Source organism: Micromonospora sp. CPCC 205739 (assembly GCF_036906795.1).
Lineage (GTDB): Bacteria > Actinomycetota > Actinomycetes > Mycobacteriales > Micromonosporaceae > Micromonospora.
Window position 1 is genome coordinate 136,807 of sequence record NZ_JBAKHS010000005.1, and the last position, 12,502, is coordinate 149,308.

Below are 12,502 nucleotides of genomic sequence, written 5' to 3' on the forward strand. Positions count from 1 at the left end.
CGGCCCTGCGGCCGGATCACGCCGGGGCGGACAGGGTGATGACGGAGAAGAGGGCGCCCTGGGGGTCGCGGAGGGCGGCCAGCCGGCCCTGCGGGACGTCCCGGGGCGGAACGAGGATGCTGCCGCCCATCTCGGCGGCCCGGGCGGCGGTGGCGTCGGTGTCCGCCACCGCGAAGTAGACCGACCAGTAGGCCGGCATGTCGGCGGGGAAGTCGTCGCCGAGCGGCGGCATCATGCCGGCCACGATCCGCGCCCCGCACCGCCAGCCGGTGTAGGTGATCGGCCCCATCGGCTGGTCCTCCGGATGCCAGCCGAAGACCAGCTCGTAGAAGGCCTTCGCGCCCTCCGGGTCCGGGGTGACCAGCTCGTTCCAGCTCATCGCGCCGGGGACGTTGAACAGCTCCGCCCCGGTCATCGCCATCGGCTGCCAGACGCTGAACACCGCGCCGGCCGGGTCCGCGAAGACCCCCATCCGCCCCTGGTCGAAGACGTCGAACGGGGGGACCAGCACCTGCCCACCCGCCGAGGAGACCCGGGTGGCAGCCAGGTCGGCGTCGTCGGTGGCGACGTAGGTGGACCAGATCGGCACCTGGTCCGGGGTGGCCGGCGGCCCCGCTCCCGCCACCGCCCGGCCGTCCTTGAGGAAGATGGTGTAGCCGCCCGCCTCCGGCTGCGGCGAGACCCGGCCGGTCCAGCCGAACAGCTCCGGGTAGAAGCGCTTCGCGCCCTCCAGGTCGGGGGCGGCCAGGTCGGTCCAGCAGGGCGTGCCGGGCTCGACACCGCTCACGGTGGCCCCTTCCGCCGGTGGCGGCCGCCGACGGCACGCCCTGCGGGCATCCTGGCACCGTCCCGCCGTCGGGTGCGGGGGAAACGGACGAAAGGTCAGCCGTACCGGCGACCCTCGTCCCGCCGGTACGCCCAGCCGGCGATCGCCGCCAGCGCCACCACCCAGACGCCCAGCGAGACCAGCGCCCGCGGGTCCGGCGACCAGTCGGTGACCGCCGCCCACATCAGCTCCACCGCACCCCGGGTGGGCAGGTACGGGGCGATCGCCCGGATGAAGCCGGGCGCGGTGTCGGGGCCGGAGAGCAGCCCGCCGCCGAAGGCCAGCGGGAAGAAGACCACCTGCGCGACCACGATCGCCGCCTTGCTCGGCAGTGCGTACCCGATGGCCAGGCCCATCAGCGTGAACGGCACCGAGATCACGGCCACCGTGGCGGCGCCGAGGAGGAACTGCGCCGCGCCGACCCGGGCCGAGGTGGCCACCGCCGCGATCACCACCACCGGCAGCATGGACAGGTACGTCAGCACCAGGCCGGCCAGCACCCGCCCGGCGAAGCGCGCCGCCGGACCGGTCGGCAGCGTCCGGGTGTACGGGTTCCACGGCAGCGCGCGGTCCTCGGAGACCCCGACGCCGTACTGGAAGATGTTGGCGGTGAGCACCGAGAAGGTGACCATCGCGGCGGTGGCGTAGGTGGCGGCGGTCGGGTCGTCCCCGGTGAACGGCACCACGAAGAAGAGCATCGCGGCGGCGGGGAAGAACGCGCTGCCCACCACCGCGACCGGGATCCGCATGATCTCCAGCAGCTGGTAGCGGGCGTGGACCAGGGCGAGCTGCACGGGTGCCCCTCTCAGACCGTGGTGGGTTGGGCGGGGGCCGACCCGTCGTCGGCGGTGATGGCCAGGAACGCCTCCTCCAGCGAGGTGGGGCGCACCTCCAGGTCGCGGAAGGCCACCCCGGCGGTGACCAGGTCGCGCACCAGCTGGTCGGCGTCCGTGGTGAGCAGGTGGGTACGCCCGTCGGTGTGGGTGGTGCCGACCACGCCGGGCAGCGCGGGCAACGCCTCGGCGACCAGGCTGACCCGTCGTACGCCGACGATGCCGCGGATCGCCGCCACCGTGTCGTCGGCGAGCACTCGGCCCCGGCCCATCACCACCACCCGGTGTGCCAGCGCCTCCACCTCCTCCAGGTAGTGGCTGCTCAGCAGCACCGTCCCGCCGTCGGCGTGGAAGGCCCGGATCGCCTCCCAGAGGGTGTGCCGCGCCTCGACGTCCAGCCCGGTGGTCGGCTCGTCGAGCACCACCAGCCGGGGCCGGCCGAGGAAGGCCAGCGCGACGGCGAGCCGCCGGCGCTGGCCGCCGGAGAGGCCGCCGGTCTGTCGTTTCACCTGCGCGGTGAGGCCGAAGCGGTCCAGCAGTTCGGCCTTGGGCACCGGGTCGGGGAAGTGCGCGGCGACGAAGTCGACCACCTCGCCGACGCGCAGCGTGCCGGGCAGGCCCGTCTCCTGCGGAGTGACGCCGAGGTGCCGGCGGGACGCCGGGTCGCGGGGGTCGCCGCCGAAGAGTTCCACCCGGCCCGCGGTGGGGCGGCGCAGCCCGACCAGCAGGTTGATCAGGGTGCTCTTGCCGGCGCCGTTCGGCCCGAGCAGGCCGACCAGTTCGCCGGCGCGTACCTCCAGGTCGAGCCGGTCGAGGGCGAGCACGTCGCCGTACCGGCGGGTGGCCTGTTCGGCGCGGGCCAGGATCATCGGGGCTCCTCGCGGTTGCGGACCCGGACGGACGTACCGACTCCCGTTGTACCCCTCGGGTGCCAGCCCGCCGCCCCGCGCGCCCGCGTCGGCCCGCTCAGCCGGCCGGGTTGGTCAGCGGGGCGGGCAGCGGCGCGGTGTGCAGTACGGCGAGCCGGGAGACCGCGCGGGTCAGCACCACGTAGAGGCGGTGCAGGCCGCGCGGCTCGGCGGCCACGATCGCGGCCGGCTCGACGACCACCACGTGGTCGTACTCCAGGCCCTTGACCAGCGTCGCGGGGACCACGGTGACCCGCGCCGCGGTGTCGACGTCGTCGGCGGTCGCGGTCTGGACCCCGGCGGCGGCCAGCGCCGCGCGCAGCCGCTCCACCGCGTCGTCGGCGGCGATCACGCCGACGGAACCGTCGTGCGGGAGCGCCGCCCGCACCTCGGCCACCGTCGCCGCGTCCAGGTCGGCCACGGTACGCACGTCCAGCGTGCCGTCGCGCCGCAGCGACCGCGCCGGGGGTACGTCGACGGCGAGCGCGGGCAGCAGCCGGTTGGCGAACGCCACCACCACCGCGGGCACCCGGAAGCCGACGCTCAGCGGCACCACCGCCGCGTCCGGCTTGCCCAGGTGGGTCAGGGACTCCCGCCAGTCGGTGGCGGCCCACGGGGCGGTGCCCTGGGCCAGGTCGCCGAGGAGGGTGATCGAGCCGTGTTCGCTGCGCCGGGCGATGGCCCGGCACTGCATGGGGGAGAGGTCCTGCGCCTCGTCCACCACCACGTGTCCGAAGCCGCCGGGCCGCTCGATCAGCCCGGCCGCCTCGTCGATCAGCACCGCGTCGGCGGCGGTCCACCGCGTCGCCTTCGGGGTGCGCGCCAGTTTCGTCCCGGTCCGCGCGGTGGCGCCGGCGCCGATCAGCAGCGCCTGTTCCTCGGCGGTGAGCAGCCCGTCGGCGGCGGCGGCGAGCACCTGCGGGTCGCCGAGCAGCGTGTGCACCAGGCCCTCCGGGGTGAGCGCCGGCCAGACCGCGTCCAGGAAGGCGGCGACCGGCCGGGCCTTGCCCGTCCGGCGCAGCCAGGCGTCGCTCGGCGACTCGGCCCGGCGCGCCTCGGCCTGGCGTTGCAGCAGCCCCACCACCCGGGCCCGGACGCGCTCCCGGCCGGTGGCGTACGGCAGCCCCTCCCGGCGGGTCTCCTCGACCACCCGGTGCAGCGGGTCGAGGCCGATCCGCCAGCGGAACGAGCCGTCCGACACCATGATCGGCTCGGTGGGCGCGCCGATGTGCGCGTCGACGGCCCGGCGCAGCACCTCGGCCATCCGGACGTCGTGCTTGAGGGTGGCGACGGCGGGGTCGTCGACCGCGCGCACCGGCACCCGGGTGACCAGGTCCTCGACCGTGGCCTGTTCGACCTCGACCTCGCCGAGCGCCGGCAGCACCGCCGCGATGTACGACAGGAACGCCCGGTTCGGTCCGACGATCAGCACGCCGGAGCGGCGCAGTCGTTCCCGGTGCAGGTAGAGCAGGTACGCGGCCCGGTGCAGCCCGACGGCGGTCTTGCCGGTGCCCGGCGCGCCCTGGACGCAGATCGAGTCGGCCAGGTCGGCCCGGACCAGCTCGTCCTGCTCGGGCTGGATGGTGGCGACGATGTCGCGCATCGGGCCGACGCGGGGGCGCTCGATCTCGGCGGTGAGGATCCGGCTGGCCGTGCCCAGCTCCTCACCCCGGTCCAGGTGTTCGTCCTCGAAGCTGGTCAGCGCCCCGCCGCTGAACCCGAAGCGCCGCCGGACGGCGACGCCCTGCGGGTCGCGGGCGCTGGCCCGGTAGAACGACCGGGAGACCGGGGCCCGCCAGTCCAGCACCAGCGGTTCGCCCCGCTCGTCGGTGACGTGCCGCCGGCCGACGTGGTACTCGCGCCCGGCATGGTCAGGATCCGTGTGGCCGAAGTCGAGCCGGCCGAAGAAGAGCGGGGTGGTCGGGTCGTCGGCCAGCTCCTTGACCCGCCGGGCCATGTGCCGGCCGAGCTGCTCGGCGGTGTATGCGTCCCCGGCGACCCTGTCGCCGGTGGCGAAGAGCGCCTCGGCGCGCTCGCGCATCCGGCGCAGCGCGGCGCGGGAGGTGTCCAGGTGGGCCCGCTCGGCGGTGAGCTGCGCGTCGAGGGCGTCGGCCGGGTCGGGGTCGGCGGCTTCTGGCAGTCGGTCGGGGTCGGCGGTGGGCGTGGCGGCACGGGTCATCCGAGGCGACCTTCCGGTGGCGTTCGTGTGATCGGTTGACCTGGGCCGCCCGGCGCTCCGTCAGACGCGGTACCGGCTGTGCCCGGTGAAGAGAGGCGCGCGGTCCGCGCGCGGCGCTCCACGTTACGCCTCACCGTCGGTGGCGGCCACGCATTTCCCCCGACCCCCCGGGTCGCACCTGCCACGCCCGCCGGTCCGGCGCCTGCGCCCGAGCTGCCGGCCGGCGTCCGGAGCCGGGCGGCAGCCGGGCCCTCGGGCGGCAGCCGGGCCCTCGGGAGGTTGCGGTGCTCTACACGTCGCTGTGGAGTTGATGTCGCAAACGATTCGGTCCTGGGGCACGGCCTTGGCATCGCACATCGCGGGCGACAGTCGTGACGGCACCCGGTCCGGTGAATCGTTTGCATCATCAGGTCCACAGCGTGCTGCGAGGACCCAGCCGGTGGGTGCGGGCAGGCGGCAGAGGTGCGGGCGGCAGTGTCGGGCGGACGAACGGCGCTGGTCGCGCCGGCCGTCGGGGCGGGATCATGGGGGGATGACGGAGGCGCGGCCCGAGCAGCGCCGGATGACGATCAGCGACCCGCAGGTGATGCGGGCGCTGGCCCATCCGGCCCGAATCGCGATCATGGAGTACCTGAGTACCCGGGAGGGCGGCGCGACCGCCACCGAGTGCGCCGAGCTCGTCGGCATGTCACCGAGCGCGACCAGCTACCACCTGCGGGCGCTGGCGAAGTCCGGCCTGGTCGAGCAGGCGCCCAGCCGGGGCGACGCGCGGGAGCGGCTCTGGCGCACGTTCAGCCAGAACTGGTTCGTCGACCCGGGCCAGGACGCGGGCCCCGAGGCCCGCGCCGCCGAGCAGGCGCTGGTGGAGGCGCACGCCGCCCGGGACATGGAGCGGACCCGGGACTGGTTGCGGCGCGCCGGGGGCGAGCCTCCCGAGTGGTACGACGTGGCGTTGTTCAGCGACAGCATGCTGCTGCTCACCGCCGCTGAGCTGGCCGAGCTGAACGAGGCGGTGCTGGCCCTGCTCCGGCCGTACCGGCAACGGAACCGGCAGGCCGATCCGCCTGCCGGGGCGCGGTCGGTGGCGGTGCAGTACAAGGTGGTGCCGTTGGCGTAGGGGGTTGAGTCGATCAGGTGTGAAGGATTATTTTCGAAGTATGTCCTTCACATCTGACGGTTCACGGTGGTCCGACGTCTGGTTGGCCGCCGGGGCGCGCGGCACCACCATCTGCGGTGACTTCCTCGCTGCCACCGCGCTCGCGCTCGCCCTCCAGGCCGCCGGCGCCAGCGGTCTGGCCGTCTCCGGGCTGCTGCTGGCGGCCACCCTGCCCCTGGTGGTGCTCGCCCCGCTCGCCGGGCGGCTCGCCGATCGGGTGGACAGCCGCCGGCTGCTCGTCACCGTCGGGCTGGTGCAGGCCGCGCTCTGCGCCCTGCTCGCCTTCGCCGAGCATCCGGTCCTGGTGATCGGGCTGGTCGGGCTGCTCGCCTGCGGGCTCGCGGTCACCCAGCCCTGCCTGGCCGCGCTGCTGCCGGCGATGGTGCGCCCCGGTGACCTGCCCCGGGCCAGCGCGATCAGCCAGACCGCGGTCTCCCTCGGCGCGCTCGGCGGGCCGGTGCTCGCCGGGCTGCTGGTCGGGCAGTTCGGCACCCGCGTACCGCTGCTGCTGGACGCCGCGAGCTACCTCGCGCTGGTCGCCGCCGGCCTGCTGCTGCGGACCCGCCGGGGTGGCCGGCGGACCGCGACCGCCACGGCCGCGACCGCGCCGCCGGCCGCGCCGGCCTGGCGGCTGCGGCGCGACCCGCTGCTGCTGGCCATGGTGGTCACCACGGCGGCGGTGATCGCCGCGATCGGCGGCATCAACGTGATCGAGGTGTTCTTCATCCGCGACACGCTGGACGGGTCGGCCACCGTATACGGCCTGGTCGGCGCGGCCTGGATGGCCGGCATGCTGCCGGGGAGCTGGCTCGCCGCCCGGCTGGCCCGCCGGCTCACCGACGACGGCGCCCTGGTGTACGGCGTGCTGGCCACCCTCGGCGGCTGCTGCCTGATGGTGGTCCTCGCGTCGGCCGTGCCGTCGGCCGGGCTGCTGGTCCCGCTCTGGCTGGTGGCGGGCGCGGCGAACGGCGGCGAGAACGTCTTCGCCAACGTGCTGACCGCCCGGCGGGCCCCCGAGGCGCTGCGCGCCCGGGCGTACGCCGCCTACGGCGCGGCCGTCCAGGGCGGCTCGATGGCCGGGTACCTGGTCGGCGGGGCGCTGCTGGCGGTGCTGCCGCCGCGACCGTTGATCGCGCTGGCCGGGGGCGCGGGCCTGCTGGTCGTCCTCGCGTTCGTGCCCGTCGTCGTCCGCGCCGTCCGGCACGACGCCGCCGGCCCGGTCGAGCCGGCAGCGGCGGCCGGCGACCGGATCCCGGCTGCGGAGTTGGCCACTCCGGGGCCGGGCCGCTGAGCCGGCCGGGGAGCACGGGGATACCGTCGGGTCATGGTTGAACGCGTGGCGCGCCCCCGGGTCGGACACATCCAGTTCCTCAACTGTCTGCCCATCTACTGGGGGCTGATGCGCTCCGGCGCGCTGCTCGACGTCGACCTGCACAAGGACTCCCCGGACCGGCTGAGCGCCGCGCTGGTCGCCGGTGACCTGGACATCGGGCCCATCTCGCACGTGGAGTACCTGCGCCACGCCGACGAGCTGCTGCTCCTGCCCGACCTGGCGGTCGGCAGTGACGGGCCCGTGCTCTCGGTCAACGTGGTCTCCACGAAGCCGCTGGCCGAGCTGGACGGCGGCCGGGTCGCGCTCGGCTCCACCTCGCGTACCGGGGTGCTGCTCGCCCAGCTCCTGCTCGCCGATCGGTACGGCGTCCGCCCGGACTACTTCCGCTGCCCGCCGGACCTGACCCAGATGCTGCTGGAGGCCGACGCGGGCGTGCTCATCGGCGACGTGGCGCTGCGCGCGCTCTACGAGGCGCCGCGTCGGGGGCTGGAGGTCACCGACCTCGGGCAGGCCTGGCGGGAGTGGACGGGGCTGCCGATGGTCTTCGCCGTCTGGGCGGTACGCCGTGACTTCGCCGCCGCCCATCCGGGCCTGGTCAAGGAGGTGCACGAGGCGTTCCTGCGCTCCCGTGACCTGTGCCTGGCCGAGCTGGACCAGGTGGCCGAGGCGGCCGCCCGCTGGGAGCCGTTCGACGCGGCGACGCTGGCCACGTACTTCCGTGCCCTCGACTTCTCGCTCGGCGACCGGCAGGTGGCCGGGCTGCGGGAGTTCGCCCGGCGGGCCGCGGCGATCGGCGAGGCCCCGGCGCTGCCGGACGGCGGCCCCGAGTTCTTCGCCGGCTGACCGCGCCCGGGGCGCGGTCAGGTGGCCGGGCGGAGCACCGCCTCGGTGATCTTCTGGCAGTTCTTCATGCCGTACTCGTAGCCCATGCCGATCGGGTAGCGGACCATTACGCCCATCGTCCAGGTGTCGCCGATGGCGAGGCAGTTGACGTGCATCTCCTGCTCGCGGGTCCGGTCGACCCAGCCGTTCTTGATGGCGATGGTCTTCCGCTCGGCGGCCGGGAACGCCTTGCGGATGCCGAAGTCGCCCGTGCCGCGCACCAGCCGCATCTCGCCCAGCAGCCACTTGGTCCACTTCGGACCGGCGGCGCGGCCGTCGGCGATGCACGCGCCCAGGCGGGCGGTGTCCCGGGGGGAGAGGTTGGTCCGGCTCCAGCCGCCGTCGGCGGCCGGGCTGCTGTCGGTGGTCTCGCAGATGGAGATCAGCCGCTTGATGGACGCGGACCGGCCGATGCTGGTGTAGAACTTCTCGGCCCGGATGTTGTCGCTGTCCCGGATGATGCGGGTGGCGTCGGCGAGCTTGGCGTCGCTCGGGGTCTGCCCGTCCTCGGCGGCCTTGCGCAGGTAGTCGGCGACGATCCAGGACTTGATCAGCGACGCGGTGGTGCTGGTCTCGGCCATGTTCTCCGAGCCGATGATCTTTCCGGTCCGGGTGTCCAGGACGCTCCAGGCGTACCAGCCCTTGAGGTCGAGGTCGATCTGCTCGTCGGAGAAGGGCAGCGGCTCCGGCGCTGGGGTCGGCTTCGGCTTCGGACGGTTGCTGCGGTCGGTGGGCTCGGCGGTGGAGCGATCCGTCGTGGGGGGCTCGCCCCAGTGCGAGGCGGCGGTTGACGCCAGCGGTGAGCCGGGCAGCAGCCGCAGCGACACCAGCACCAGGCCGATCAGGATGGCGGCGAAGGCGGCCAGCTTCAGCGGCGCGGCGTCCCGCCGGTCACCGCGGCGGCTGCCAGCCATCAGAGCTCACCGGCCGGCTGGGGCGGCAGCCCTGGCCCCTGGTTCAGCTGCTGGGGCACCTTCAGCGCCGCGCCGGGCTGCGGCGACACCAACTGGGTGGCGACGCTGCCGCAGACCTTGGCGCCGTAGTCCAGCTTGCTGCTCTGCGGGTAGCGCAGCATCACCGCGAGGCTCCACTTGTCCGTGACGGCGAGGCAGCTCACGTGCCAGTTGCCGTCGTAGTTGAGGGGGGTCCAGCCGTTCTTGATGGCGACCGGGCCCTGCGCCTTGATCGCGGCGGGCAGGCCGTCGACGATGCCCCACTTGCCGCCGCCGGACCTGGCCTGCTGGGACTTGACGCTGCCGCGGACCTTGCTCATCTCGTCCAGCACCCACTTGGTCCACCTGCGGCCGGCCGCCTTGCCGTCGGCGATGCAGTCGCCGAGCCGGGCGGCGTCCTGGGGGGACATCCGGGTGAAGCTCCAGTAGCCCTCGTAGCCGGCCACGTTGCCGCGCTTGGTGTCGGTGAGGCCGCAGATGCTGATCGCCCGCTTGATCACCGGGCCCGGCTGACCGCCGGCGGGCACCTTGTAGGAGCCACCCGCCGCGGCGTAGACCTGGTTGGCCGCGGTGTCGTTGCTGTCCCGGATGGCCAGGCTGGCGGCCTTCTTGAGCGCCGCCGTCGGCTGCTTGTCGCCGAGCTGGCGCAGGTAGTCGGCGACGATCCACGCCTTGATCATCGACTCGGTCGAGCTGGTCGACGCCATGTTCTTCGAGCCGGCGATCTTGCCCGTCCGCCGGTCCATCAGGGCCCAGCCGAAGAACTCGCCCTTGAAGTTCACCGACACCGGGCCGGCGGAGAGCGTCGGCGGCGGGGGCGCGGTGGGGGTCGGGACGGGGACCTGTTCCGCGCCGCCACCGAGGCCGCCACCGTCAGCGGCCAGCTTCGCGTACGCGGTCGGCACCAGCAGGCCGGCGCCGAGCAGGACCGCCAGGACGGCGAGCACCATGGTCACGCGAGATCGCATGAGTGGGTGAACTCCAGATGTCAGGGCCGGGGGGCCGGTGTTTCCGCGTGGTCGACTCGACCGCCGAGGCCGGGGGAGTGGCCGTCGTCGTGGTGCGATCGTCAGCAGCCGATCGGTGTGACCGGGGGAAGTCTACGTCCGGACCGGCGACTCGCCAGAACCCGACGCTCGGCAACTTGCCGTTAAGCCGTGATAAAGAGCCGGTATGCCGCTCTTAGGGGGATTCATCTTCTGCAAGTGACGCATGTCATAGCCGTGCCCGGGCGCAGGTGTCGACGGAGAGCGGCTGTCCGGTGACGCAAAGCCCTCTCGGAATCCTGTTACACCCTCTGGTGTCGCAGGGGTCGAGCTGTAACACTTGGGCCATGTATGGCAACGACTTCGCCGCCGAGGGGGACGCCCCCGGCGGTGACCTGCTCGGTCAGGTCGAGGCGGCCGAGGCCGCGCTGCGGGAGGCCGCGGCGCGCGGCCGGCGTGGCGCGCCGGAGCCCGGTGCGGACCTGGCGGCCTACTTCGCCGAGGTCATCGACGCGGACCAGAAGATCGAGCCGCGCGACTGGATGCCCGAGGCGTACCGCAGGACGCTGATCCGGCAGATCGCCCAGCACGCGCACTCCGAGATCATCGGCATGCAGCCCGAGGGGAACTGGATCAGCCGGGCCCCGTCGCTCAAGCGCAAGGCGATCCTGCTGGCCAAGGTGCAGGACGAGGCCGGCCACGGGCTCTACCTCTACGCGGCGGCGGAGACCCTCGGCATCAGCCGGGACGAGCTGGTCGAGATGCTGCTCAACGGGCGGCAGAAGTACAGCTCGATCTTCAACTACCCCACCCTGACCTGGGCCGACGTGGGCGCCATCGGCTGGCTGGTGGACGGCGCCGCGATCGTCAACCAGGTGCCGCTCTGCCGCTGCTCGTACGGGCCGTACGCGCGGGCGATGATCCGGGTCTGCAAGGAGGAGTCGTTCCACCAGCGGCAGGGCTACGAGATCCTGCACACGCTGGCGCACGGCACCCCGGCGCAGAAGGCGATGGCCCAGGACGCCGTCGACCGCTGGTGGTACCCGTCGCTGGCGATGTTCGGCCCGCCGGACGGGGACTCGACCCACTCCGCGCAGTCGATGGCCTGGAAGATCAAGCGCTTCTCCAACGACGAGCTGCGCCAGCGCTTCGTGGACATGTGCGTGCAGCAGGCCGAGATCCTCGGCCTCACCCTGCCCGACCCCGACCTGCGCTGGAACGACGAACGGCAGTCGTACGACTACACCCAGCCGGACTACGACGAGCTGATGCGGGTGATCAAGGGCGAGGGCCCGTGCAACCGGCAGCGGATGGAACACCGCCGCCGCGCCCACGACGAGGGCGCCTGGGTACGCGAGGCCGCCGCGGCGTACGCCGCCAAGCGGGCGCAGCAGAGGGAGAAGGTGGCCGCATGAGCAGGGAATCCTCGCCGCTGTGGGAGGTCTTCGTCCGGGCCCGGCGCGGGCTGTCGCACACCCACGTCGGCAGCCTGCACGCCCCGGACGCCGAGCTGGCCCTGCACAACGCCCGCGACCTCTACACCCGCCGCCAGGAGGGGGTGTCGATCTGGGTGGTGCCGGCGAGCGCCATCACCGCGTCCAGCCCGGACGAGAAGGACGCCTTCTTCGACCCGGCCGCCGACAAGGTCTACCGCCACCCCACCTTCTACGAGGTGCCGGACGGGGTGGCGCACCTGTGAACGGCCCCTTCGACTTCACCCTCGCGCTCGCCGACGACGCCCTGGTCGCCGCGCAGCGGCTCGGCGAGTGGGCCACCCGCGCGCCGGAGATGGAAGAGGACATCGCGCTGGCCAACATCGCCCTCGACCAGCTCGGCGCGGCCCGCCTGCTGCTGTCGTACGCGGGCGAGCTGGAGGGCGCCGGCCGGGACGAGGACGCGCTGGCGTACCTGCGCGACGACCGCGAGTTCCGCAACTGTCTGCTGGTGGAGCTGCCCAACGGCGACTTCGCGGTGACCATGGTGAAGCTGCTGCTGCTCTCGGCGTACCAGCTGCCGCTCTACACCGCGCTGGCCGGCTGCGCCGACGAGCGGCTCGCCGCGATTGGGGCGAAGGCGCGCAAGGAGTCGGCGTACCACCTGGACCACAGCTCGCTGTGGGTGAAGCGGCTCGGCGACGGCACCGAGGAGTCGCACCGGCGGGCCCAGGCCGCGCTGGATCAGGTCTGGCCGTACCACCACGAGTTCTTCACGGCGAACCCGGCGGCGCCGGTCGACCCGGCCACCCTGCGGGCCGACTTCGACGCCGTCGTGTCCGCCGTGCTCGACGAGGCGACGCTGACCCGGCCGCAGACCGGCTGGGCGCCGGCCGGCGGGCGCGACGGCGTGCACACCGAGCACCTGTCGTACCTGCTCGCCGAGATGCAGGTGCTGCACCGCGCGCATCCGGGGGCGAAGTGGTGAGCGCGGCGCGGCGGAGCTTCGCGGC

12 protein-coding genes are annotated in these 12,502 nt (G+C 73.9%); 6 read left to right on the plus strand and 6 right to left on the minus strand.

Annotated elements, in window-relative coordinates:
* Positions 1-16: 16 nt before the first annotated feature.
* The 4 genes from V6U88_RS10985 to V6U88_RS11000 form a co-directional block, all read right to left on the minus strand.
* Positions 17-787 (minus strand): VOC family protein, encoded by a 771-nt coding sequence (locus tag V6U88_RS10985; protein WP_334452108.1) that lies wholly within the window; start codon positions 785-787, stop codon positions 17-19.
* 95 nt (positions 788-882) lie between these two features.
* Positions 883-1,620: an ABC transporter permease gene (locus tag V6U88_RS10990; RefSeq protein ID WP_334452110.1), complete on the minus strand. Its 738-nt coding sequence runs from the start codon at positions 1,618-1,620 to the stop codon at positions 883-885.
* A gap of 11 nt (positions 1,621-1,631) precedes the next feature.
* The gene (locus tag V6U88_RS10995; RefSeq protein ID WP_334452112.1) at positions 1,632-2,528 is read right to left on the minus strand and encodes an ABC transporter ATP-binding protein; all 897 of its coding nucleotides are present in this window, start codon (positions 2,526-2,528) and stop codon (positions 1,632-1,634) included.
* A 97-nt stretch (positions 2,529-2,625) separates the two neighbouring features.
* On the minus strand, positions 2,626-4,746 hold the full coding sequence (locus V6U88_RS11000; protein ID WP_334452113.1) for a HelD family protein: 2,121 nt from the start codon (positions 4,744-4,746) through the stop codon (positions 2,626-2,628).
* A 532-nt stretch (positions 4,747-5,278) separates the two neighbouring features.
* On the opposite strand from V6U88_RS11000, the gene V6U88_RS11005 reads away from it, so the two are divergent.
* The 3 genes from V6U88_RS11005 to V6U88_RS11015 are packed head-to-tail and all read left to right on the plus strand — an operon-like array spanning position 5,279 to position 8,078.
* A complete protein-coding gene (locus V6U88_RS11005; RefSeq protein ID WP_334452114.1) occupies positions 5,279-5,863 on the plus strand; it encodes an ArsR/SmtB family transcription factor in 585 nt (194 codons plus the stop codon).
* Positions 5,864-5,903: 40 nt separating this feature from the next.
* Complete coding sequence (locus tag V6U88_RS11010; protein ID WP_334452116.1) at positions 5,904-7,193, plus strand: MFS transporter; 1,290 nt, start codon at positions 5,904-5,906, stop codon at positions 7,191-7,193.
* Between the two features lie 33 nt (positions 7,194-7,226).
* Positions 7,227-8,078 (plus strand): menaquinone biosynthetic enzyme MqnA/MqnD family protein, encoded by an 852-nt coding sequence (locus tag V6U88_RS11015; protein ID WP_334452117.1) that lies wholly within the window; start codon positions 7,227-7,229, stop codon positions 8,076-8,078.
* A 17-nt stretch (positions 8,079-8,095) separates the two neighbouring features.
* Here the strand turns inward: V6U88_RS11015 and V6U88_RS11020 are convergent, their stop codons facing one another.
* A complete protein-coding gene (locus V6U88_RS11020; RefSeq protein WP_334452119.1) occupies positions 8,096-9,031 on the minus strand; it encodes a hypothetical protein in 936 nt (311 codons plus the stop codon).
* Positions 9,031-10,038 carry a hypothetical protein gene (locus V6U88_RS11025; RefSeq protein ID WP_334452121.1) on the minus strand — a complete coding sequence of 336 codons (1,008 nt, stop codon included), beginning with the start codon at positions 10,036-10,038 and terminating at the stop codon, positions 9,031-9,033. The genes V6U88_RS11020 and V6U88_RS11025 overlap by 1 nt, the downstream gene beginning before the upstream one ends.
* A gap of 365 nt (positions 10,039-10,403) precedes the next feature.
* On the opposite strand from V6U88_RS11025, the gene paaA reads away from it, so the two are divergent.
* Genes paaA through paaC form a run of 3 tightly spaced genes read left to right on the plus strand, consistent with a single transcriptional unit; the run spans position 10,404 to position 12,477 of the window.
* On the plus strand, positions 10,404-11,471 hold the full coding sequence (gene paaA / locus V6U88_RS11030) for a 1,2-phenylacetyl-CoA epoxidase subunit PaaA (RefSeq protein ID WP_334452124.1): 1,068 nt from the start codon (positions 10,404-10,406) through the stop codon (positions 11,469-11,471).
* Positions 11,468-11,755 carry a 1,2-phenylacetyl-CoA epoxidase subunit PaaB gene (gene paaB, locus V6U88_RS11035; protein ID WP_334452126.1) on the plus strand — a complete coding sequence of 96 codons (288 nt, stop codon included), beginning with the start codon at positions 11,468-11,470 and terminating at the stop codon, positions 11,753-11,755. Before paaA ends, paaB begins: the two co-directional genes overlap by 4 nt.
* Complete coding sequence (gene paaC / locus V6U88_RS11040; protein WP_334452128.1) at positions 11,752-12,477, plus strand: 1,2-phenylacetyl-CoA epoxidase subunit PaaC; 726 nt, start codon at positions 11,752-11,754, stop codon at positions 12,475-12,477. Before paaB ends, paaC begins: the two co-directional genes overlap by 4 nt.
* The last annotated feature ends 25 nt before the right edge of the window (positions 12,478-12,502 follow it).